The 23,463-nt window shown below is 34.9% G+C and carries 26 protein-coding genes and 2 pseudogenes; 8 read left to right on the top strand and 20 right to left on the bottom strand.

From position 1 onward, the window contains the following. Positions 1 to 28: 28 nt before the first annotated feature. A complete protein-coding gene (locus tag EKQ63_RS06825) occupies positions 29 to 973 on the bottom strand; it encodes a ring-cleaving dioxygenase (RefSeq protein ID WP_087951569.1) in 945 nt (314 codons plus the stop codon). 420 nt (positions 974 to 1,393) lie between these two features. Here EKQ63_RS06825 and EKQ63_RS30670 point away from each other — a divergent pair, with 420 nt between their 5' ends. Beyond that, complete coding sequence (locus EKQ63_RS30670) at positions 1,394 to 1,441, top strand: hypothetical protein (RefSeq protein WP_223290794.1); 48 nt, start codon at positions 1,394 to 1,396, stop codon at positions 1,439 to 1,441. A gap of 9 nt (positions 1,442 to 1,450) precedes the next feature. On the opposite strand, the pseudogene EKQ63_RS06815 reads toward EKQ63_RS30670, so the two are convergent. The 7 genes and pseudogenes from EKQ63_RS06815 to EKQ63_RS06775 all read right to left on the bottom strand — a co-directional run bounded on the left by EKQ63_RS06815 (position 1,451) and on the right by EKQ63_RS06775 (position 10,141). Then, a pseudogene (locus EKQ63_RS06815) lies at positions 1,451 to 1,779 on the bottom strand (hypothetical protein). Between the two features lie 578 nt (positions 1,780 to 2,357). Beyond that, a complete protein-coding gene (locus EKQ63_RS06805; RefSeq protein ID WP_088327941.1) occupies positions 2,358 to 2,819 on the bottom strand; it encodes an Imm30 family immunity protein in 462 nt (153 codons plus the stop codon). 258 nt (positions 2,820 to 3,077) lie between these two features. Next, complete coding sequence (gene yhaM, locus EKQ63_RS06795; protein ID WP_000726639.1) at positions 3,078 to 4,022, bottom strand: 3'-5' exoribonuclease YhaM; 945 nt, start codon at positions 4,020 to 4,022, stop codon at positions 3,078 to 3,080. 41 nt (positions 4,023 to 4,063) lie between these two features. Then, positions 4,064 to 6,367 (bottom strand): ATP-binding protein, encoded by a 2,304-nt coding sequence (locus EKQ63_RS06790; protein ID WP_143880897.1) that lies wholly within the window; start codon positions 6,365 to 6,367, stop codon positions 4,064 to 4,066. Between the two features lie 167 nt (positions 6,368 to 6,534). Beyond that, positions 6,535 to 7,665 carry an RNA-guided endonuclease InsQ/TnpB family protein gene (locus tag EKQ63_RS06785; protein ID WP_143880896.1) on the bottom strand — a complete coding sequence of 377 codons (1,131 nt, stop codon included), beginning with the start codon at positions 7,663 to 7,665 and terminating at the stop codon, positions 6,535 to 6,537. A 641-nt stretch (positions 7,666 to 8,306) separates the two neighbouring features. Then, a pseudogene (locus EKQ63_RS06780) lies at positions 8,307 to 8,903 on the bottom strand (AAA family ATPase); the annotation flags it as partial. Next, positions 8,900 to 10,141 (bottom strand): metallophosphoesterase family protein, encoded by a 1,242-nt coding sequence (locus tag EKQ63_RS06775; RefSeq protein WP_143881758.1) that lies wholly within the window; start codon positions 10,139 to 10,141, stop codon positions 8,900 to 8,902. The gene EKQ63_RS06775 and the pseudogene EKQ63_RS06780, both read right to left, overlap by 4 nt. Before the next feature lie 294 nt (positions 10,142 to 10,435). Between EKQ63_RS06775 and EKQ63_RS06770 the strand changes: the two genes are divergently transcribed. After that, on the top strand, positions 10,436 to 10,621 hold the full coding sequence (locus EKQ63_RS06770) for a YhzD family protein (protein ID WP_143880894.1): 186 nt from the start codon (positions 10,436 to 10,438) through the stop codon (positions 10,619 to 10,621). Between the two features lie 26 nt (positions 10,622 to 10,647). On the opposite strand, the gene EKQ63_RS06765 is transcribed toward EKQ63_RS06770, so the two are convergent. Continuing rightward, the gene (locus EKQ63_RS06765) at positions 10,648 to 11,010 is read right to left on the bottom strand and encodes a hypothetical protein (RefSeq protein ID WP_000582785.1); all 363 of its coding nucleotides are present in this window, start codon (positions 11,008 to 11,010) and stop codon (positions 10,648 to 10,650) included. 306 nt (positions 11,011 to 11,316) lie between these two features. Here EKQ63_RS06765 and EKQ63_RS06760 point away from each other — a divergent pair, with 306 nt between their 5' ends. Next, positions 11,317 to 11,457, top strand: a complete 141-nt coding sequence (locus tag EKQ63_RS06760; RefSeq protein ID WP_000273536.1) for a YflJ family protein — start codon at positions 11,317 to 11,319, stop codon at positions 11,455 to 11,457. Between the two features lie 53 nt (positions 11,458 to 11,510). Here the strand turns inward: EKQ63_RS06760 and EKQ63_RS06755 are convergent, their stop codons facing one another. Beyond that, positions 11,511 to 11,756: a 3'-5' exonuclease gene (locus tag EKQ63_RS06755; protein ID WP_087951565.1), complete on the bottom strand. Its 246-nt coding sequence runs from the start codon at positions 11,754 to 11,756 to the stop codon at positions 11,511 to 11,513. A gap of 90 nt (positions 11,757 to 11,846) precedes the next feature. After that, entirely contained in the window at positions 11,847 to 12,431 is a 585-nt protein-coding gene (locus EKQ63_RS06750) for a hypothetical protein (protein ID WP_087995441.1), read from the bottom strand. Between the two features lie 214 nt (positions 12,432 to 12,645). Between EKQ63_RS06750 and EKQ63_RS06745 the strand changes: the two genes are divergently transcribed. Both EKQ63_RS06745 and EKQ63_RS06740 read left to right on the top strand, forming a co-directional pair. Continuing rightward, positions 12,646 to 13,638, top strand: coding sequence for a zinc-dependent alcohol dehydrogenase family protein (locus tag EKQ63_RS06745; protein ID WP_143880893.1), 993 nt, complete (start codon positions 12,646 to 12,648; stop codon positions 13,636 to 13,638). Between the two features lie 117 nt (positions 13,639 to 13,755). Beyond that, the gene (locus tag EKQ63_RS06740) at positions 13,756 to 14,061 is read left to right on the top strand and encodes a hypothetical protein (protein WP_087951563.1); all 306 of its coding nucleotides are present in this window, start codon (positions 13,756 to 13,758) and stop codon (positions 14,059 to 14,061) included. A 95-nt stretch (positions 14,062 to 14,156) separates the two neighbouring features. Here EKQ63_RS06740 and EKQ63_RS29830 read toward each other — a convergent pair whose 3' ends face one another. The 5 genes from EKQ63_RS29830 to EKQ63_RS29825 form a co-directional block, all read right to left on the bottom strand. Further along, positions 14,157 to 14,303: a hypothetical protein gene (locus EKQ63_RS29830; RefSeq protein WP_176364517.1), complete on the bottom strand. Its 147-nt coding sequence runs from the start codon at positions 14,301 to 14,303 to the stop codon at positions 14,157 to 14,159. A gap of 340 nt (positions 14,304 to 14,643) precedes the next feature. Then, the gene (locus tag EKQ63_RS06735; RefSeq protein ID WP_000637511.1) at positions 14,644 to 14,955 is read right to left on the bottom strand and encodes a YbjQ family protein; all 312 of its coding nucleotides are present in this window, start codon (positions 14,953 to 14,955) and stop codon (positions 14,644 to 14,646) included. Positions 14,956 to 15,091: 136 nt separating this feature from the next. Next, entirely contained in the window at positions 15,092 to 15,295 is a 204-nt protein-coding gene (locus tag EKQ63_RS06730) for a DUF4028 family protein (RefSeq protein ID WP_001970570.1), read from the bottom strand. Positions 15,296 to 15,435: 140 nt separating this feature from the next. Then, complete coding sequence (locus EKQ63_RS06725; RefSeq protein ID WP_143880892.1) at positions 15,436 to 15,966, bottom strand: general stress protein; 531 nt, start codon at positions 15,964 to 15,966, stop codon at positions 15,436 to 15,438. Positions 15,967 to 16,005: 39 nt separating this feature from the next. Beyond that, on the bottom strand, positions 16,006 to 16,143 hold the full coding sequence (locus EKQ63_RS29825) for a hypothetical protein (protein ID WP_000359813.1): 138 nt from the start codon (positions 16,141 to 16,143) through the stop codon (positions 16,006 to 16,008). A 208-nt stretch (positions 16,144 to 16,351) separates the two neighbouring features. On the opposite strand from EKQ63_RS29825, the gene EKQ63_RS06720 reads away from it, so the two are divergent. The 3 genes from EKQ63_RS06720 to EKQ63_RS06710 all read left to right on the top strand — a co-directional run bounded on the left by EKQ63_RS06720 (position 16,352) and on the right by EKQ63_RS06710 (position 20,373). After that, a complete protein-coding gene (locus EKQ63_RS06720) occupies positions 16,352 to 16,603 on the top strand; it encodes a hypothetical protein (protein ID WP_140168617.1) in 252 nt (83 codons plus the stop codon). A 205-nt stretch (positions 16,604 to 16,808) separates the two neighbouring features. Further along, complete coding sequence (locus EKQ63_RS06715) at positions 16,809 to 19,499, top strand: response regulator (RefSeq protein WP_087951560.1); 2,691 nt, start codon at positions 16,809 to 16,811, stop codon at positions 19,497 to 19,499. A 16-nt stretch (positions 19,500 to 19,515) separates the two neighbouring features. Beyond that, on the top strand, positions 19,516 to 20,373 hold the full coding sequence (locus tag EKQ63_RS06710; RefSeq protein ID WP_087951559.1) for a CheR family methyltransferase: 858 nt from the start codon (positions 19,516 to 19,518) through the stop codon (positions 20,371 to 20,373). Between the two features lie 38 nt (positions 20,374 to 20,411). On the opposite strand, the gene EKQ63_RS06705 is transcribed toward EKQ63_RS06710, so the two are convergent. The 4 genes from EKQ63_RS06705 to rsbW form a co-directional block, all read right to left on the bottom strand. Further along, positions 20,412 to 21,554 carry a fused response regulator/phosphatase gene (locus EKQ63_RS06705; RefSeq protein ID WP_087951558.1) on the bottom strand — a complete coding sequence of 381 codons (1,143 nt, stop codon included), beginning with the start codon at positions 21,552 to 21,554 and terminating at the stop codon, positions 20,412 to 20,414. Positions 21,555 to 21,729: 175 nt separating this feature from the next. Continuing rightward, complete coding sequence (locus tag EKQ63_RS06700; protein WP_059304056.1) at positions 21,730 to 22,170, bottom strand: ferritin-like domain-containing protein; 441 nt, start codon at positions 22,168 to 22,170, stop codon at positions 21,730 to 21,732. Between the two features lie 68 nt (positions 22,171 to 22,238). Then, on the bottom strand, positions 22,239 to 23,015 hold the full coding sequence (sigB, locus tag EKQ63_RS06695; protein ID WP_087951557.1) for an RNA polymerase sigma factor SigB: 777 nt from the start codon (positions 23,013 to 23,015) through the stop codon (positions 22,239 to 22,241). Then, complete coding sequence (gene rsbW, locus EKQ63_RS06690) at positions 22,978 to 23,460, bottom strand: anti-sigma B factor RsbW (protein WP_087951556.1); 483 nt, start codon at positions 23,458 to 23,460, stop codon at positions 22,978 to 22,980. Before rsbW ends, sigB begins: the two co-directional genes overlap by 38 nt. Between the last annotated feature and the right edge of the window lie 3 nt (positions 23,461 to 23,463).

The following is a 23,463-nucleotide window of genomic DNA, read 5'->3' as shown; positions in this document are numbered from 1 at the left end:
AGTTTCAAATTTTATATTTTCTCTTCTATTACTTCTCTTCAATAGGTGCTAAATTCGCTTCAATCTCTGCACGCTGATCTTCTAAGAACGGTGGTAAATCAAGTTTTTCTCCTAAATGTTCCACATCTCCATCAACTGTAAATCCTGGTCCATCTGTCGCAATTTCAAATAAGATTCCGTTTGATTCGCGGAAATATAAGCTTTTAAAATAGAAACGGTCGATGATTCCTGAAGACTGGAAGCCTCTTTGAATCACCTGTTCTTCCCAATAAGCAAGCTCTGCATCATTTTTCACGCGAATTGCTAAATGGTGAATGCTACCGCGGCCTGGCTTTTCAGTAGGACCATCTAAATATTTCACAACGATTTCTCCAAAAGCCTCTCCTTTAATGGACTGAAAAATTGCTTCCTCTTCGCTGCGGCTAACCTCTGTATAACCAAACATCTCTGTAAGTGTACTCGCCATTTTATCAAGTCTACGAACTGTCATTTCCACAGAACCCATTCCTTGAATTTGATGCTTTACAGGAACTTCTGATTTCTCCCAAGTTTCCCAGTGCTCTACTTTTTCTCCGTTTGAAACGAGTAATACTAAGCGAAGACCTTCAGCATCCTCAAACTGCAAAGCAGGACGATTTGCATATGTTGTTATTTCACTATGTTTTACATCAAATTCCTCAAATCGCGCTTTCCAGTAATGTAAGCTTTCCTCGGAAGGAACGAGTAATCCAATTCGAGTAATGGCATTCGTACCGCGGTACGTTTTTCCTACTAAAGGGATTTCAAAAAACGATAATTCTGTGCCTGGGCTTCCTGTTTTATCTCCATAAAATAAGTGATACATTGACGGATCATCTTGGTTTACCGTCATTTTCACGCGACGTAAGCCAAGTACATTTTTATAAAAGTGATTATTTTCATTTGCATTTTTCGTAACCATTGAAATGTGATGATGCCCTTTAATTTCATACATTGTTTATTCCTCCGTTTCATTTTACTAGTCAAGTGATAACTAAAAAATAACATTTCCCACAACTAATATGGTTTTTAGCGTTTCAATTTATTCTTAATTATGTTTTTGTAAATTTATCGTAGTTTTTACTGAATAAGTTACTTTCGTTTTTAACTCGAAAGCAACTGAGTGTATGTTTTTCATATGACTCAATCGCTTTCGTTACTATCACTTTACACCTCAAGTGATTAAAAAGCAAGTGATTTATCTCAAATTCGAGATATTTTTTTATTGCATAACATTTTGGACTGGAGAATGGTTTAGTAAATATAAAAAACGTTAGTGGAGAACAGAACCGTCACTCTAAATTAAAGTTGCAACGCCATCAGCAAATCAGGAGATTTCTCCCCCTATGAAACACCAGATGGGCAACTTAATGGATTGAAAGGATACCTTGATCGTAGATGTTGGTGGTATGAGTTTAAGTAAGATAAGAGACTAGCCTCTTTTTACAAATTCAATGTTGATTCTATCAGCTTCTATTTCAACATACTTGTTAAAGTATTCACTGCGTTCAAGGAATATTTCATCTTCGTCTCTGTAATAATAATCCCTGCATCAATAAAACCACGATTTAATATTCCACTAATACGATACTTAAAAGAATTATCAATTCTTTTTAAACTTTTAACTCCCTCTATTCCTTCGTTTATTTCAATATTATCGAAAACTGTAATGTCGAGAATAACAGGATAATTTTTTCCTTCTTCAATTTTATATGGACAAACAGTGGAGAAGCCCATAACGTTTACTTGTTTTTTGCGGATAACTTGTGCATAACGTCCATCCGTTAAAACGGACTTTACGATGACTTCAAAAAATAACACAACCCTTTATTTTCCCCTCTACTATCGTCGTACACTGTACATAGCCATTATAATCTATAAAACAACAATAAAAATTTAACACTTAATACACTTATAAAATTATAATGCTCTTTTAAATTTCTACGCTAAAATGCAAAAAGCACTTGTTTCCTTTAATTGACAATCAAGTGCTTTAAGTTCATCCATTTTTAAGTAGCATAAATTTGTAAGTTTTGTAGTAACAGTATGATACCTTTTACATGTCATGACAACTACTACGTTAAATCTTACGAGTTTGTACGAGTTCGTTAGTTTTATATACATTCCGTGTGTTTATATTCATCACCCAGTAAAATGTCATCTCGCCTAAGCACGTACCTCGTTTTCTTATTCTATCATTGCACATAGCACTCTATGATGGTTGTACCATCTAGAGTATGCACTTTTAAACAACCTATTCTTTTTCTTTCCACTACAATAATAAGTTCTTTTCTTGTTGACTTGCCTTATGTGCTTTTATATCTTTCCAACTTTAAACATTAGATGCTCTTAATTACCTCATTAACAGATTCACTAAACATATCAGGGTCTTCATTTTTTATATCAATCAATAATTCTTTAATACTAATCGTAATTGATGGATCAAATTCCGAAAGTACTTTTCCATATGCTAATCTTACTTGAGGGTGATTAAGAATTCTATAATGTAAAATTTCTACCCATTCTTTTGCTGAGTTAATCATCTTCGGAACAGCTTTAGCAATACACGCAAGTCCTTCTTCTATATTATTTTTATATAAGCTCTCTATTCCATGAATTAAACCAAACATAACCTCAAATTGCTCAGTCTCATCATCCAAAACTAAACATAAATCTGTAATAACAGAGACGTCGTTGTACTCTATTACTTCCATTAATGACTCATTAAAATCTCGTATCTCATTTTCATTTTCTAATAAACGATTATCGTATAGTCTTTTTAGATGACTCTTAATATCCAAAAGTAATCATCCTTTCCATGTTTTATTTATTATATTTTTTGAAACAATACTGGCCCCAGCTTTTTCAATAAATTCAACAGGCTCTTTTTTATCCATATTTTCTCACCCCTTCAATTAAACTTGATCTATATGGGAATTTTCTAGCGTATTCAATAGCTGAAAATCCTGTACTATCTTTTTAACTATTTCATTTCATTTTCAATAAAAAACAGCCCCACTAAGCTTTTAACACTTAATGAGGCCATTCAATTCACACTATTAATTATGGAACGTCGGTTTATAGAACGAACGATTATCAAGAGCAAAGACACGTTCTGTGTATTCGCCTGGTTTCGTGCGTCCTAATGCGCGGTCCATCATGTTCATTTTTGCATCTAAGTTATCGATGTAGTGCAGAATTTCTGCTTCTTTTACTAATGGTGGTTTTGGACTACCCCATTCTGCTTTTCCGTGGTGAGAAAGGACGATGTGTTGAAGAATTAATACTTCTTCTGCATCGATTTGCAGCTCGTCTGCTGCTTTCCCAATTTCGTTCACCATAATCGAAATGTGGCCTAGTAAATTTCCTTCTAACGTATACGTTGTAGAAATTGGGCCAGATAATTCGATTACTTTACCAAGGTCGTGTAAAATAACGCCTGCATAAAGTAAGTCTTTATCTAATGATGGGTATAGATTTGAGATAGCTTTCGCTAAATCAAGCATCGATACGACGTGATAAGCTAGTCCAGATACGAACTCGTGATGGTTCTTCGTCGCTGCTGGATAGTCTAAAAATTCGTTTTGATGCTTATTTAATAAATGTCTTGTTAGACGTTGAATGTTCGGGTTTCTCATTTCAAATATGTATTGCGTAATTTTCTCAACCATATCTTCTTTTTTCACTGGTGCTTTTTCTACGAAGTCTGAGATATCCGTAACTTCATTTTCATTCGCAACACGAATTTGTTTCACACGTAATTGAATACGTCCTTTGTAATTTAAAATATCTCCAGCCACTTTCACGATTGTTTCCGCTACATATTGTTTCTCAACTTCTGGTGATACGTCCCACAATTTCGCTTCAATATCTCCACTTGGATCTTGTAAGATTACTGTTAAAAATGGCTTTCCATTGCTTGCGATACCTTTTGTCGCTGTTTTAATTAACAAGAAAATATCGACTTGTTCACCAACTTCATACTCTGCAATTTTCTTTTTCATTCGAATTCCTCCACCAAATCAGTTACTTTTAGTATAGCACACTACAACTCATTTTCTTTACGCTTATGCGTTAATTTTATAATCTGTTTTTCTGTAAAATACGCGAGTAAATGCGCATGACATGTAAAGAAGATCACTTGTCTATCCTTTGCAATTTCCTTTATAAGTTCAATCGTCCGATTCGTCCTTACCACATCAAAATGCACGAAACTATCATCAATAATAAATGGATAATCATGCTCAAATGTTTTTGCTAACGCAAATCTCAGCGATAAATACAACTGCTCAGCTGTCGCTTGGCTTAGTTCATGACTATAAAAACGCATATCGTCGTTACGCTCCACAATAAACGGCTCCGCCTCTGACGGTGAAAAGATTTTACTATATCGTCCGCCCGTTAAATAGACGAAATACTCTTCTGATTTTTGTAAAATACGAGGAAGATGTACTTCATGATAATATTGCTTCGTTTTCGTTAACACTGTCTTTGCGGCCGCATAAGCAGCCCACTTCTTCACTTGTTCACGCACTTGCGCTTTTTTCATTTCCCATTCGTGTAGTAAATCACCGTACGTACTACCTTCTTCTAAATTCGCAATTTCCATACGATGTTTCGCAATACGCTCTGTCAATTCTTTTTCTTGTGCCAGACATTTTTGCGCGGCTATCAGTTCTTGCTTTAATTTTTCATCATAACCGTCAGCTTCGTAATGTTCAGCTAATGATAAACTCGTTAAACGCTGTTCTAACAGATCAATTTGCGGTAATAAACGCCCAACTTGTTTCTCTGCATCTTCACGTTTTTCCGCTAGTTTACCTGCTTCTAAAAACATTTCTTCATTTGTAGACTCTGCAATATGCCATAAACCATCTCGTTCTACTAGTAGTTGCTTTAATTGTTCTTGCATAAACTCATATTCTTCTTGCCATTCCGCCAGTTTTTCTTTTAACTGCTTACAAGTTTGGCGCTTTTCTTTCTCATTTTGCATACGACTTTGTGCCTCGTGTAGCTTATTATACTCCGCACTACCGATAACAGTTTCTAGTTTATGTTCAAATTGCGAAATCATTTCATATAATGAAGATTTTCGCGCGCTTTGCTTCTCTAATTCACGATATAATTGCTGCATTTTTTCCATACGCTCAAACGCCGGCAATATGTGTGCATACGTATAAAATTCAGGGAACATATAACGCGTTTTATATGCATCTACTTGTTCACTGATGCGGAAAGTTTCTCTCTCCCATTCCTCATACGATGAAACGACTTTATCATAAACACGTTCCATTTGCTGCAACTTATATGACTCACGCTCAAATAACTTACAAATCTCTTCGTCTTTTTCTAACTGGTATCGCACAGACATCGCTTCTTCACTTTGTCTCCCGCCAGCACTTTGCTGTAGAGTAAGAAGCTCTTCTTGTAATCCACTTGATGGATCTTTATATAAAACGAGAGCAAGAACAATCCCTACAAAAACAATGACACTAATAAATAAAAGCGCTCGGTTATCTATAAATAAGCTTGTGAATAAAACGCCTGTGTTAATAAGAAGTAAAAGAAGACAAACTCTTTGCCACTGCTTTTTCTTTTGCATAGCGGCTCCTGCTTTTTCCTCATACTTGCGCTTCATTCGCTCAGCGCCCATACCGATAAACGCCGCATCTTGGAATGACTTTTCTTTCTCAACTAACGTATTTCGCTCTTCATCCGCTAACATTTGTTTCTGAATTTGTCTTATGTTTTCTTCTTGTTCTTCTAATTGCTCCTGCGCTACTTTAAAATGATCATCAAGCTGTGCTTTTTGCGTTTCTAATTCACGTGCTTTTTGTACGGTTTGCGTAATTAATTCTTTCGTTGCCAAACTCATGTCAAACGCAAGAACCGCTTCCTTTTCAAAAGTAGCACCAATTTGTTGCTCTAGTTCTGCGATTTCTTCTTTTATATTCGCAATACTTCCTGTCATATCACGCATTTCTTGGCGTGCATTTTCATACGACATATGCTGCATACGAAGTTCTTCTATATAACTTTCTTTTTGTAAAAACTCTTCATCTATTTGAATCGATTCTATTTCTGATTGCACTGTCTCTATTTTTTTATGGAGCGAATCAACTTGTAATTGGAGCGGCTCCATCTTCGCCTTAATTGCTTCATAGCGCGCCATTCCGTTTACCGGAAATTGCCCGTTCTCGTTTTCTAGCACTTTCTCATGCGCACGCTTTTCAATAACGAGAGGTTCTAGTGCTGCTAATATTTCATAATCTTGCTTTCGCTTTTCTGCACTCTCTTTTTCTGTACGAACAGACGCTAGTTTCTCTTCACTTTCTTTCAACTGCTCCACTTGCTTTTCATACGTGCCAATTTTCCGATACGATAAACTTAACTAAATCTATACAATTCAATCAAATTTACACAAGTTAGTGCTTCAAAGTGTTCTCGCAGCCCCGAAGGGACGAGGGGTCTAACACTCCACACGAGGCAGTATCGTTACCTCCTATTATCAAGCATTTATTTTACCCATCTTGATAAATTTATCGAAGCATTCAAATCCCTATCGTGATGGCTATTGCATGGAACACAACGCCACTCACGTATTTTTAAACTCCACTGTCCTTCTGGTTGAACGGAATGGTCGTATTTCACGCCGCAACATGAGCAAATCTTGCTTGAGGCGAACCATTTATCAGCTTTTACATACGCAATGCCATACTTCTCGCACTTGTATGATAAACATTGAAAGAAGAAGTTTAATTTTTGAAATAAAAATGCTTTCGATAGTTTTTTGTTTTTTAACAGGTTTGAGATAGATAAGTCTTCCACAACAATCCTCATTGGTTTGGTTTTCACCAATTTAGCTGTTGCTTGATGGATATGGTTATTTCGGATATTCTTAATTTTCCTAGATAACCGCAGGTGCTCAGCTTTCGCTTTTTCATATCCGGCAGATTGAGTTTTTACACCTTTTTTAAATCTCCTAGACATATCTCTTTGCGCTGACTTTTTCCTTTTCAAAAGTTTTTTAACCTTGGCATCTTTGTTTATATTTCGTTCTTTCGTACCATTAGAAGCTACTAACAGCTCTTTTAAACCAACATCCACACCAATCGACTCATTCGTTAGTTCTTGTGATTCAAAGGATTCTTGGAATCCTACACTAATCCACCAGTGACGACCATCAAAGGTAACTCTTGGATTTGATGGTTTTTTGTTTCTTGGTAGTTGTTGGCTTGTTTTCACTTCTCCAATAGACTGAATATGAACGACTTTCTTTCCTATAATCAGCCTTTCATAATTGGCATAAAATCCTTGGATTAAATCTTTTTTTGATTTATAAGAAGTGTGATACCCATTTTTGTACTTTTTGAACGAATGTTTTCTCGCCTTATCAAAATCTTTTGAAGCCTGTTTGGGAACTTGTGCGTTGATGTCATGTAACCACTCATATCTCTTTCGCTTCTTGATCTTTGTAAATCGTTTCTGTAAAGCTAACTGTGAAACAGATTTTCCAAATAGCTTATAGTATCTATCACTCATTCTTTTACAATAGTTATAAGCGAATCTTGCAGCACCGGCATGGTTTCTAAGCACTTGTTCTTGTTCAGGCGTTGGAATCAGTCTAACTTTCTTCGCCAATATCATTAGAATGTAACTCCTTTAATGAAAGATTTGTTCTTCTGAATAGTAGCGTGTTCCACCAGCATTCTCCTGAGAGCACTCGGATGCAAACCTGTTAATTCTGATACTTGACTAACTCGTGAAAATTTCATTATTATTCTTACCTCATTGAAACCACCATAGCACATACGTTCTATATATTCAATGAGGTTTGATAGATTTAATTAAATGTATCTCGTTCAACTAAGGGCGCAATTCCTTAGCCAGTTCTCTTATGAACTTCTCATGTTTTCACATGAGCGCAGACTATATGTTTATCTCTTTAGAGATAGAGGATTTTTCCACCACCATAGGCTTGTGGTGTACTCTCGTCAGTTATACGAGATAGTCGTTGAACGTTCATCTTATCACTTTTGACTTAGATGATTCGAGGCGGAAGACCCATTGTTCTAGTGTTTAGGATTTAACCTTGCACCATCTGATTGATTTTTTCTGCTTTCGCGACATTCACGCTCACCATTTCTAGCCACGTTGTAGTTCAATCAGCTTTAGGGATTGCCCGCAGTTAACCCTCACTACTAGCCAATCACTTGACTAGCAGGGCTTACTGATATATTTAATTAACTTTCGTTATAATTGGTTAAATAAATCGTAACAGTTAGTTACCCTTGCCACTCTTTCATCTTCTCTTCCAGTTTCTTCATCTCTTGCAGTGACACGTTAATCTCTGGTTTACGCCCACTCGGTTTAAAACGCTGATCCATTTCTTTTTCTAGCTTTTTATCGAGTTGCAATAACGCATCGCTTCCGACCGCACTTGCCGAAAATAAATAATTGCCGATATCCGCTTCGCCAAGCTGATGAATGTTTTGAAGACCGTGCATATCAAAAGAAAAGACCGATTCAAATAAGCTTTCATTCATCCCGGTTAATATATCGTGTAAAATCTCTTCGCCGCCCGTTTTCCCGTCTTCAAAATAAATGGTCACCTCGCCAGCGGCCGTCTTTGGCAATCGTTCAATTTTCAAACGGCCGTATTTCTCTGTTTGTACAGTAATTGCTCCGCCATACTTGCCGCCTTCTTTCGGCTCATAACGGCGCTGTCCTCTCGTCGGAAAGCCGAACAAAATACTTTTCATAAACGAGCGAATTGTCGATTTTCCCGCTTCATTTTCACCGTATAACACCGTCAGCGTTGAAAGATCCATTTCCACATTTTCTAATTTTCCGTACCCATAAATATAGAGTTTTTCCATTCTCATTTTTTATCCCTCTCTTGCTGGAATAATTGTTCTAAAATAATATTTTCCGCTTCCTTCTGAATCTCTTTCTTCTCTTCCTCTGTAAAAGATTCAATACTATTACGTGCTACAGGAGATGTCCAAATGGTGCGCAATACTCCGTCCATATTTGTGAAAGCTTCTAACTCCTTTAGCACACTACCGACGAAATGATTTTCTTCTTTCAAAAGCTCAATTTCTGCAAACGAAACCGTCTCATTTTTCCACTTCATCGCATATACGAAATCTTTTCGTTCTTCGCCAGATGCTAATATATGAAAAATCTCTTCTACGCGTTTTTCATCACGTAAATAAGGAGAAAGTGGCCCTTGTCCTGTAAATACAACAGTTAGTAACGTACCTTCCTCTTCTCTCCGGCACTCATTCATCATAGTTGATGCTGCCGTCATAAGGTCATCAACAGTTTCAAGTCCATCAATATTGACTTCGATTTCATCCCATACAACATCTGCCGTATGGAAAAAGGAACATTGCGTTCCTTGTTTCGTAAGTTCAATCAGGTACGCACCCTTCTCGCCCATTTCCTTACGATGACGCCCTTGTATATTCCCTGGATAAATAATGCACGGCTCTTCTGATAAAATTTCACGTTTATGTATATGGCCAAGAGCCCAATAATCAAACTGTTTTTCTTTCAACTCACGAATTTGAAACGGTGCATAGCGATTATGCTCTGCATCTCCTTCCACACTTCCGTGAAGCATACCAATATGAAAAGGCGCATCACTCATTTTCGTATACTGCGCTGTCATATTATCCGTTACCGCTTGTTGCAAATAACTAAAACCGTAAATAGAAGCTAACAACTCACCATTTTTATAAAATGATTTCTCTTCTACGTAAGGCTCCGTAAACACATGAACATTTTCCGGAAACTCAATTGCTGCCCAGCTTCCCCCTAAATGATCGTGGTTACCGTGAATAATAAAAACAGGGATATCGTACTGCGACAGTCTCTTCATTTGTTCGCGCACAAACACTTGCGCCCTCAAACTTCTCGTCTCCGCATCATACAAATCCCCGGCTAGCAATACGAAATCAACGCGCTCTTGAATCGCTTTATCAACAATACGTTCGAATGATTCAAACGTACTTTGTTTCATTCTCTCCCAAACAGACTGCGGTACATTCATCTCCATCCCTTTAAACGGACTATCCAAATGCAAATCAGCCGCATGTATAAACTTCACTTGTTTCACAAATAACGATCCTTTCTTTTTCCGTACTTTACTACGAATAGTAAATCTAGTGTCCATAAAACTTCCCCTTTATCCCGTATTAACGGGCAGTAGACAAAGAAGCTAATCTGAGGGTTAACTGCCCATAAATACCCGATTGGTGAAGGCTAATAATCTTCGGGGATGAAAAGACTCCCCGAAGATTAAAGTTTCACTTTATTTTACCACGCAATGTCATATATTTCTTTGCATATTCTAGTGATTTATGCCAAAATAGTTATAAGATTCTGATTTTTATTATTGGAGGGAATTTTCATGGGAGTATACGTTCTAACAGTCTTTGAAAAAGATGGTTCTAAAGCATTAGACGAATCATTCGAGGCGGCAACTGAAAAAGAAGCGAAAGCAAAAGGTAAATCTATTTTACGAGAAAAAGGATTGTATGAAAAAACACATCGCTGCACATCTACTGCAGGTAAGCTCGTTTTATTCCAGCGCTAAAAAAAGAAGCGTCATCCGCTTCTTTTTCACTCTACTATATCTTCGTCACACCACGTAAACACCACATCTAGAATGCGATTACCGATACGTACGCGTTTATTCCATTTTCCTGTTTGGATCTGATGTTGCAATTCTGCTTTCATCTTTTCCGTCCAGTCGTGAATCGTTTCACTACCGTCGTACGGATATACGCTTGGAAACTCTTTCTGCAGTAGATGCAAGCTCTCTGCATCAAAATGGAAATGGAAGAAGTAGTTTGCTGTAAGCGATGGTTCTTGCAATCGTAAAAAATGATCATCAATTTGCTTTCTATTTCGATAGAAAGTAAAGATATTCACTTTACCGCTCGTAATTTGGTCAATTTGAATTTCGTGCTTCTCTATAATCACGTCTTGCCCACCTCGTTATATACTATCCTTAGTATATATGTCTTTTGCAACAAAGTTAACCATTTTCGCGCGAAATTCATTTCCTTCATTATTATCCTGTACCTCCATATGCAATCAGAACAGATAAAGTGAAACTTTAATCATTGGGGAATCTTTTCATCCCAAATGATTATTAGTTGAACCAATCGGGCATTTACGGGCAGTTGATCTCCCACCTAACTGCTTTGCTTCATAGCCCAATTTCAAGGTGGGAGTCTTACTGCCCGTTAATGCGGGGTAAAAACAAAGTTGAAGGGGAGCGATCACATGTATTTCGGAAGCAAAGGTTGGTATGTAAAAGAACTTAAAAAATTAGGTATCCGTACTTATGAAGGTAAAAAACTAGAATCGTATCGTACGCATGTGTTATCTAGTTTACTTGAGAGAATGAAGAAAGCTTCGGCTTAATAAAAAATAGAAGAAGCTACTTTTCAAGTAGCTTCTTGCTTTTGAAAAATTTACTATCTTTCGTACCAATCATAGCCTAAATGAATAACATTCGCCTTCATATAAGACAATGAATTCTCCTCAAGAAACGTCTCATAGTCCACAAAATTATCCATTCCAAACCTGTCATTCCGAAACCACGTTGCGTCACATTCATCACAAACATATACAACTTTATTTATATCTTTAATTTCTGCTTTATAAACGAGACCATTTCCATCACACCTTGGACAAACAACTTTTCCTTTAAATAGCTTCATTTAGAATACCTCCATCACAAACTTTTAAAGCTTTAACTATATAATAGAATTAATAATTTTTCTTTTTAAGCCATATGTTTTATTTTGTAATTATTTTTTATTTTTTTCTTTTATCTCCTCTACTTCATTTTTTATATCCTCAGATACAGCCACTTCTATATTCCCTTTATATTTCTTGTATTCTTGGAGTAACATATTTGCATTTTGGTTAAATGTCACCAGAGTCCCACTAGGTGATTCTGTTTGTTCCTTTAAAGATGTAATAGTGCCGTACATCTTTTTGTATTCATCATAAAGTTCTTTGTACTTATTTGGATTTTCTTTTGCAGCTTCAGACACTGTTTTTAATTGATCTTCCATATCGCTATATATTACAGAAGATTGAGCCACCATTGAATTTAGAGATTTTCTCTTAGCATGAATAGCTACGTTAAAGTCTCGGCGATCATCAATAGCTTTAGACCAAACCTCGGAATATTGCGGTAAAACAAAAGTAGCAACAAACCCCATTAGTTCAATATTATAATAAAATTCCGCTGCCGCTTGAACATATCTAGCTTCACGTTCCTTTTTTTCTTTTGCTTCTTTAGCATTTTCCTGTAATACGTTCATACTCACAAGAGCTATGATGATTACAATAACCCCTAAAATTCCCCAGATTATCTTTTTATTCATGCTGAATCCCCCATTTATGTATAATCTTTAAATTATATTTGTAAAAACAAAATAAAAGCACTCTTTCGGGTGCCTTTAACTTTAGTTTTTGTTTGGCTAGTTCTTCGTGTTTATTCCCTTTTTTAAATTTCTATTCCCTATATATTTAACGAAGTAAATAACCAAGCTGAAAATGCTATAATAAACCCAATCAAACTAAGGGGGATCATTTATCTTGCACGGAAAACACATTCAATTTCACAAGTTCGGCAACCCAAAAGATGTATTACAAGTGGAATATAAAAATATAGAACCATTAAAAGAGAATGAAGTTCTCGTTCGTATGTTAGTTAGACCAATTAATCCATCTGACTTAATTCCAATCACGGGAGCGTACGCACATAGAATTCCGTTACCTAACATACCTGGTTATGAAGGTGTTGGTATTGTAGAAGATATAGGTGCGGGCGTTACGAGAGACCTTATCGGTAAACGTGTTTTACCGTTACGCGGAGAAGGTACTTGGCAGGAGTATGTGAAGACATCAGCTGATTTTGTAGTCCCTATTCCGGAATCCATTGACGATTTCACAGCGGCACAAATGTATATTAATCCACTTACGGCTTGGGTTACTTGTACAGAAACGTTAAACTTACAGAGTAATGACATTTTATTAGTGAATGCTTGCGGATCCGCTATTGGTCATCTATTTGCACAGTTATCACAAATTTTAAACTTCCGATTAATTGCTGTTACAAGAAATAATAAGCATACAGAAGAGTTACTGCGCCTTGGTGCCGAGTATGTAATTGATACTTCCACCGCCCCGCTTTATGAAACCGTTATGGAATTAACAAACGGGATTGGTGCAAATGCTGCAATTGATTCTATCGGGGGACCGGATGGAAATGAATTAGCTTTCTCCTTACGTCCAAACGGGCACTTTTTAACGATTGGTCTTCTATCAGGTGTACAAGTTAACTGGGCAGAAATTGTCACGAAAGCAAAAGTGCACGCGAACATATTTCATTTACGACATTGGAATAAAGAAGTGTCACCATATAAATGGCAAGAAACGTTCCGTCATTTAATTCACTTAGTAGAAAATAAGCAATTACGTTTTATGAAAGTACATTCTACATATGACTTAGCAGATGTGAAAACAGCGGTTGATGTTGTGCAGTCTGCTAAAAAAACGAAAGGGAAAGTGTTTTTGACGAGTTATTGAATACAATTGAAGGAGTCTTTTTGATTGGCCTTTTAAATAGACTAGATAGTACGTTTAGAAACTTCTAATTGTAAATATCTAGTATAATTATGTTAAAAGGTGAAAGGAGACTCTAACATGTGGTTACTTACGGCAATTTGGCCTATTATACTAGTCGGGGGAATTGTAGTATTTGTAATAAAAAGATTGGAACATAAATATAAGCACGGCAAATTGGGTAAGAAAAAATCAAAAGAGGCTCAACTGTTATTAGACAGTTTAATACCTATAGGAATGCTTGTTGGCTGTATAATCGGTTTGATTTTCGGCATGTTTTTCCCGGATTTCTCACTATTTTCCATTAGTTTAGGATCCGGAATCGGCTATTTATTTGGTTTTTTTGCCTATGAATTTTATAGCAAGACAGGAAACAACTTCTCATAATCCAAAAAGAATAAGCAGAACAGTACATAGTAGTCATATACAATATGTACTGTTCTTTATTTTTGTATCAACACTATCACCTTACCTTTCGCCTACTATACACCTTTTTTATTGATTTTCCTCTCCTTCCCCTTTTGCATATCCGCTTTTTTATTTTCATTAGATCGATATCCAAAGTAAAGTAACGCACATGTAATAACGGAACCTACAATGTATCCTAAAAAGCACCCTAACCAAAACATATTGTAACCGCCTCCAATTCTTTATAAATTTTATGTAATATAACTCTTTACATGCTCCATCGTTTATTTCTATCAACTATACACTCTCTAAAATTATTCATACCACTCATTCTCTCCGTACATCAAATAGCAATTTTATTATTTGTCATAAAGTTAACATCTTCGTTAAATATATTTTTCCATATTATTACTTTCATCTTTGGAAATAATATACTACATTTGAAATAAGCGAGTTAGTACGTCGGCCCTTCTCTATTTTAACTTTAGTCATGAACAAAAGAAAAATAAAAAAACCCCCTCAAAGCATAAACTTCAAGGGGTGAGCCTGTTTTTTATTTACTTATATACGTACAGCTGTACCACTTACAGCAACCATTAACATTCCATCACGAACAACTTCATAATCTACGTCAACGCCAACGATAGCGTTCGCACCTTTTTGTTTTGCAAGTTCTTTCATTTCATCCATTGCGATATCACGAGCTTCTTTTAGCTTACTTTCGTAAGAACCAGCACGACCACCGACAACATCACGAACAGAAGCGAATAAATCGCGGACAATATTTGCACCCATAATAGCTTCACCATTTACAATATCGATATACTCAATAATTTCTTTACCTTGAATTCCAGACGTTGTTGTTACAATCATGACTGACACTCTCCTAATAAGTTGTAGTTTGAATAAGCTTTCTTATGTCTTTATTATGACATGGAACAAGCAACGAATCTATTGAATTACCTTACAGGAATGTGACAGTTTTGTAAGAATAAAATGCCTATTATGTTTAATAAAGTGCTTTAACATTAGGATATATAAACGATTCCCTATTTTCTTTCCAGTCGCGTTCTACTTCTTTAAAAGTTGGTCGTCCTAATTCTTCATTGTTTTCATGTTTACGAAACCATTTCTTCACATACTGATCTCCATTTTTATTTTGAACTGTACAAAGGAAACTATTACTACTATCTTTTAATATTTTTACAATCACGAATAGACACCTCTTTCCTTTTAAAATAACGTAATAGAACTTGATCTTTTACTATAAGCCCTTCCTCTCTTATAGTCATACGACTCCTCGGTCGCGCCAAAGTTGTAAGACCAAAAAACGATATTTACTTTGTTTACATTTTATTTAAAGAAATCAGAGTTATAAGCATGATGCTTATCAAATATTTTATAGATTTCTAACTTATCATCTAATTTTGCATCTACTAAAATTAATATATTTCCATCGTAAATATATTCTTCATACTTTTTAGCATGTTCTTCAGGGATTCCTAAGCCGATAAATGCCCCTATTAAACTTCCAGCTCCTCCGCCAATACCGGCCCCTCCAATAGCTGCTGCGATAGGTCCTGCTGCTACAATTGGGCCCAGTCCAGATACGGCAAGTACACCAAGACCTGTTAATAAACCACCGAGTCCACCTGCTACTCCTCCTGCTACAAGCCCTGTTGCTGAAAAGATATCCGCTTTATGCGCAGTTTCATGATTCACTTTTTCACCTGATTTTTCTTCCAGATGTTCAATTTCCTTTTGATCTTTCGCAATAGCTGAAATGTTATCTGCCGGGTATCCTTTTTCCTTTAATTCATTAATAACGAGTGCCGCATCATCAATTTTTTGAAAAACACCTACTATTTTTCTATCCATATTCATAACTATTAACCTCCTAAAGTTTTATATAATGCTTCTTTATTACTCTTCGTTTTTATATACACTAATTTTTTTATTCACATAACCATTTACGAAAAACGCTAACAATAAAAGAATTACAAGAGAACTACTTAACAAGTAAATGAAATCAAATGTAATATCCGTTATCATTTTATCCATATGTAACAGTCTCCTTTTTATTTAAAGTAAAAGTATAAAACCTTACAATTCATCTTCGGTCAATCTCTTTGTAGTATATGTATACCCTCCGTAACTCTTTCTAAACGTAAAAAACTATAATTATATTTTTTCTTATTTATATGTTTAACATTTTTTAAAACGGGTATGTTTATATTGTTATGCTTATTATATGGAAAGGAATATTACGATGAATGCCATTCACTCTACTACTATTCTTTATAATGAAACACCTACAATAACGCAGATTCATCATTTTTATGCTGTAATGACAACATTTCAAACGAATGTATTTATAAGTAAACATGGAACACTTACTTCTATTAAAAACTTAAGCACATTAGTATCCTTTTTCCTTACTGTCAAAAAGAAAGAACTTGTATTATTTATCTTTGAAGGAATAGATGCAAAAAAAGCTTTAAGAACACTCTTTCCTTCTTAAAAGTTTTGTTATCCCCCTATTCCCTCAATCGTTACTTTTCATATATCGTTTTATACTTCAAAATGATTTCCTCTATTCCAAACGAGCCCCCTAATACAATAGGGGGATTTCTAGTTTGGCCCTATGAAAACTGATATAATATATATTACGTTTTTCATTCTTTAAAATAGAAAACTTTTAATAACCTTGAAGGTAGGAATTTTTAATGAAATCGGAAGCAAAATTTAGTATTCGCTACAAAATTATGGCTGGTTATTTAGTTATCATTTTGTTTTTACTTATTTCTTTCATTATGCTAAACAATGAGATTTCTAATTTACAAAAATCTCGTAATTTTATTATTGATCACGATTTTAAAGTTCTTAATTTAACGAATCAAGTGGAAAAAGAATTGCTAACAATTGAAAATAAAGCGAAAAGCTTTATCACTTCTAATGATGCAAATTATGTTCAATCCCTTAACGCTACGGAAAAGGATTACGAAAAACATTATCATGATCTTTTTGCTCTATTAGAGGATAACCCCTCTCAGCAAGAAAAATTAAGACAGATTAACGAAAACATTACTAGTTGGATAAATAAAGAGATTCACCCACTAATTACAAGCAATACTAGTAATAACATACAAGCAATCGACACAACTCAAATTCAGTCATTACAGTCGCAGCTAACTGACTTCCGTAGTGTAGAGGAGCAATTAACGAAAAAAAGAGCTGCACAATTAGATACTGAAAATAATAAATTAGAGATTTGGTTATACAGTTTATTGTTCTTACTTTCTTGTATTTCTATTATCGTTTCACTCTATATTTCGAATTCCATTACAAAAACGATTAAACATGTAATTCAAGCTATTAAATCCATTTCTTCTAAAGAAAAAATTACGGAAAGAATTCATGTAAACACCCATGACGAAATAAAAGATCTTGCTCATACAACGAACCACCTACTAGACGAAATATCGAAAAGAGAGTGGTTGCAAACTGAGCTTGCAGAATTAATTTTAATGTATCAAGGTGTATCTTCTATTGAAATGTTAGGTAACAAAATTTTGAGTGGAATTATACAAAAAACGCAAACTTCTTGCGGTGCATTTTATGTACGTGAAGAAGTTGAAGAAGCTGTCTACTATGTGAAAAAAGCTTCTTTCGCCGATCAAGGTGTTGATATTGGAAAACAATCCATTAAAATGGGTGAAGGTTTCATTGGACAGTCTGCTTTAGAAAAGAAAAGTTTTATTATTAGGGACATACCCAAAGAGTTTCGTTACGTTACTACTGGATTATTAGAAATACGTCCTAAAAATATACTAGTCATCCCTGTCTTATTTGAAGATGAAGTAATTGCAGTAATGGAGTTAGTAAGTGTAACTGAGATCTCAGACTTACATCAAGATTTCATTCAACAAACTGTTGATAATCTAGGTTTAACAATCCATAGTATTATGGGACGTATGCGAATTCAAACTCTTTTACATGAATCACAAGCAATGACGGAAGAGTTGCAAGTTCAATCAGAAGAATTGCAAACACAAGCGGAAGAACTCCAAATGCAGGCCGAAGAATTACGAACAACGAATGAACAATTAGAAACTAGAACTGAAGAAGCTGAACAAAAGACAGCTGACTTACAAATCACTAAATTAGAATTAGAAGAAAAAGCAAGCGAGTTGTTACGTAGCTCAAAATACAAATCAGAATTCCTAGCAAATATGTCACATGAATTACGCACACCGTTAAATAGTATTTTACTATTATCTGAAATGTTAAGAGAAAATCATGATAATCATTTATCCGATGATGAAATTGAATTAGCAACCGTTATTCATTCATCAGGAAAAGATTTGCTTACTTTAATTAATGACATACTTGATTTATCTAAAGTAGAAGCTGGAAAACTAGACGTCATTTTCGAAGCAACGAACATAAGTGATATGGCAGCAAGTATGCAGCAAAACTTCTTACATATCGCTGCACAAAAAAATGTAGAATTTACTGTTGAAGACAGTGACACCATTCCTGATCTGTTTTATACAGATGCAAAACGGATTGAACAAATTATTAAAAATTTATTATCCAATGCATTTAAATTCACGGAAACAGGATCCGTTTCTTTACATTTCGATTCAATAGAAACAACTAATTTAAGTCATGATATGCAGTCTATCAGTAATGATTGGATGACAATTTCGGTAAAAGATACTGGTATTGGTATCGCTAAAGAGCAGCATCAACTTATTTTCGAAGCCTTTCAACAGGCAGATGGTGCAACAATTCGAAAGTATGGTGGTACAGGCTTAGGTTTATCTATTTGTAAAGAGTTTGCTAGATTGTTAGGTGGTTGGATTACGTTAGATAGTCATGTAGGAGAAGGCAGTACTTTTACAGTATATATTCCTAACCTTCCAAATGGATTACATGATATACAGTTATCCAATTTAGAAGTCGCAGCAACGGTAGATGAAGTTATTCCTGCTGAAGTTGTTGAGGAGACTATCGTGATTCCAGAAACTAATAACGTCTTCCAAGAGAAAACCATTTTAATTGTCGATGATGATCATCGAAATATATTTGCATTACAAAATGCATTAAAAAAACAACATGCCAATATCATTACTGCACAAAACGGCCTAGAGTGTTTAGAAATACTAAAAAACAATACAAATATCGACCTTATTTTAATGGATATTATGATGCCAAATATGGACGGTTATGAAACGATGGAACATATCCGAATGAATTTAGGGTTACATGAAATACCTATTATCGCATTAACTGCTAAAGCAATGCCAAATGATAAGGAAAAATGTTTATCTGCTGGCGCTTCAGATTATATAAGTAAACCATTAAATTTACATCAACTCTATTCGGTAATGAGTGTATGGTTAATAAAATAAGTGAGGTTTTGTTTCAGTGGAAAATAAGTATTATAATTTTGATCCATCAGTAGATACGGATAAGCGCACGAACTTAGAAATTGACTTACTATTAGAAGCGGTATTTAAACTATCAGGATTTGATTTTCGCCAATATGCTCGCACATCTATTTATAGACGGATTTGTAATCGAATGCAGCTCTCTCATATCCCTACCATTTCAAAATTAATTGAAAAAGTAATTCATGAGGAAGGGGTTTTAGAACAGTTATTAAATGATTTCTCGATCAATGTAACTGAGATGTTCCGCAACCCTATCTTTTTTAAGGCGCTAAGAGAGCATGTTATTCCTGAATTAAGAAAGCATCCTGAAATTAGAATTTGGCATGCTGGATGTGCAACTGGGGAAGAAGTATTATCAATGTCCATCTTACTTCACGAAGAAGGATTAAGTGAAAAAGCTGTTATTTACGCAACAGATATGAATACAAATGTATTAGAAAAAGCAAAACAAGGTATTCTTCCATTAAATAAAATGCAAACTTATACGAAAAACTATTTACAAGCTGGCGGTACACAAGCATTTTCTAACTATTATTCAACGGATAGTCGCTTTGCTTATTTTAATCCGTCACTGTTACAAAACATTATTTTTGCACAGCATAATTTAGTAACTGATCAATCTTTTAACGAATTTCACATTATACTTTGCCGTAACGTTTTAATTTACTTTACGAGTAAACTTCAAAACCAAGTACAGCAACTCTTTTATGAAAGTTTAAGTCACAATGGATTCCTATGTTTAGGAAATAAAGAAACTCTTCGTTTTTCAAATATAATGCCGCATTATATCCAATTTAATCCGAACGAACAAATCTATCAAAAAATACAATAAAAGCGTATGAAATCCTCTGTTTGGATTTCATACGCTTTTTATTTCGCATTCGTTTGTATCATAATGAGACACATATCATCTGATTGCGCTTTCTTCTGTTCTTCCTTGTAAAACCCTTCTATCTCTTCTTCTAACTCTCCCCATTTTCTTTCTGTAAAAGTACGTAATTTCTCTTCAGCCTCAAATTCATCATTTGCAATTGCTTCAAGAACACCATCTGTAAACAATACGATTTGGGCGTTCTTCTCAAAAGGTATAACGGTCTTTTTAACTTTTATTTCATCAAAAAATCCTACCGCACAACTCCCGCGATTTAGTTCCACTACATTCGTTTCATCAACTAAAACGTATCCAGAAGGATGTCCTGCATTTACATATTCAATCGTTCTATCTTCTGTATTAACAACTAAGTATATCGCTGTAAAATAATATGGAATATTGTCATTCTCATTATGTAAAAGAGTCATATATTTATTTAAGTCTTTCATAACGAGTTCTGGATCGATTAAACATTTAATCGTTTCACGTAATACAGACGAAATAAACATGCAAACTAATGAAGCAGATACACCATGTCCCATCACATCTAGTAATATAATACCGTAGCGGTTTTCATCGATTTTATACCAATAATACATATCTCCTGCTAGTTTGAATGAAGGTAAGTAACTTGCTTCAATTTTTATATGTTCTTCTCTTAATGGGCAACTTAATAAGTTTCTTTGTACTTGTGTAGCTAAATCTAGTTCGTTCCGAAGATTTTCTTCCTGTTCTTTATGCCAATTTAATTCCGATTTCAAGCGTAATGCTACACGCATACGCGCTAACAATTCAACTTTATTTATAGGTTTCGTAATATAATCCATTGCCCCTATATCAAGCGCTTCGGCCAATTTATTCGCATCTTCTAAAGCTGTTACAAAAATAATAGGAATATCTTTAAACTTCTCTTCTTTTTGTAATCGCCTACAAACTTCAAGTCCATCAATTTCAGGCATCATAATATCTAATAGGATTAAATCTATTTCATTATGCCTGGAAGAATCTTTTCCAAACTGTATGTATTCGAAAAGCTCTTGTGCAGAATGCAGCGATACAAGATCCTGATATCCGGCTTGTTTCAAAATTTTTTCAATTACAAAGATGTTCACCGGATTATCATCTACAATTAAAATGGACACAAGTTATTTCCCCTTTTCTTATTTAAAATGTAAATCGATTATCATTTTCTATTTTTCTAGTATTACATACTCAGTTATAAAATGAAAATTTCCTACTCAAACACATTTATACAGCAAAAGAACAAACCCCCAGAGATGAGAGTTTGTTCTTTCACTCTATAAATTATTTCCACTTTTAATTTAGCACCATTGCTTTGTCATTTAAAAGACGATCCAATTCTTCCATATGATTTGTTTCATCTGCAATCATATCTTCTAACTTTACAACTAACTCTGTCATATTTAATTTTGCTGCCTGTTCTTTTCGCTTTTCATAACGCTTAATTGTTTCATATTCTGACTTCCTAGCTTCTTCTAACATTTCTCTCACATCTTCTACTTGTTTCACTCGTAAAGGGATTGTAGTAGGTGTACCACCTAACGTCTTAATTTTCTCCGCTAAATATAGGGCATGTCCTTGTTCATCACTAATTTCAGATTCAAAGAAAGGTTTTAACACTTGTCTATATATACCAGAAACTGTAGCTGCATTATGGTTATACATAATAATTGCTGCGTATTCTCCTGCTAAATCTTCATTCAATCCTTCGATTAGTTCTTTCACATCGTGTGACATTTACTATCTCCTCCTATACTTAATAACTACCCCTTTTCTCATGTTTTAAACATAATTCTTTAAAATTTTTATGTATCTAAAAATGCTGCCTGCTTCAATTTACTTATCGCTTGTCTTTTAATACGAGAAACGTGCATTTGTGAAATACCTAACCGTTCCCCTGTATCCTTTTGATTTAAATTTTCTCCAAATATATAATGAATAACACTCTTTTCCGTATCATTTAATACGTTAAAAATATCCTTTAAAACGAGACGCCTTTCTGTCTCTTCATATCCTTGCTCTACTTCACCTACAGATTCAATTCTCGCTACCGAACTTCCATCAGATGAATTTTCGACTACATCATCTAAGGAAGATACTCGATAATTATTTTTCGCATCCATAATTTCTAGCACTTCCTCTTCGGATAGTCCTAAATGATCCGCAATCTCTATAATCTTCGGTGAACGTTGCAGGTGATCTGTTAACTCCTCTATCGCAAGTTTAATTTTCCCGCCTAAATCTTTAATTCGCCTTGGAACGTGAATGCCCCAAGTTTTATCACGTAAAAACTTCTTTATTTCCCCTACTATCGTTGGTATTGCAAACGGCTCAAAAGCATTCCCTATCGAATAATCATACCTTCTTATTGCTCCTAAGAGCCCTAACATGCCTACTTGTATAATATCCTCGTGCATCGGCCCACCTTTTGAATAACGATATGAAATGGAATATACGAGATTTTTATAGTGCTCAACTAACCTTTCCTGTGCTTCATCACATTGGTTTTGTTGAAATTCTGCAATGAGTTTAATAACATCTTCTTTAGAAAGAGTTGTAGGTTGAGATTGGATTTCCATCATTCTCCACCTGCTCTCTTTGTATATATTTTGTCATTAAAACTGTCATGCCCTCATCATGCATAATTTGTATATCATCCATTAACGTATTGATTAAATATAAACCTAAACCATTTTCCGGCAAATGTTCTACCGGCTTATTAATATCATACGGACCAACTTTCCTTTTTAAGTTATTAAAATCAAAGCTAACCCCATTATCCGCAACCATAATTTCTAATCGATCTTCATATAGCCCAAAGACAATTGCAATTTCTCCAACGTCTTCTTTATATGCATGTTGTACAATATTTGTACATGCTTCACTAATAGCAATTTTCATATCTTCTATATCGTCATAAGCAAAGCCCATTCGATTCGCAACACCAGCCATTGTTAAACGAATAATAGCCACATATTCTGCCTTTGCAGGAATTTTCATTTCTATCTTTTCAAATCTCTCCATCATCCC

The organism is Bacillus sp. BD59S (genome assembly GCF_007363175.1).
GTDB classification, from domain to species: domain Bacteria; phylum Bacillota; class Bacilli; order Bacillales; family Bacillaceae_G; genus Bacillus_A; species Bacillus_A pacificus.
This window is presented reverse-complemented; position numbering and strand designations above follow the sequence as displayed.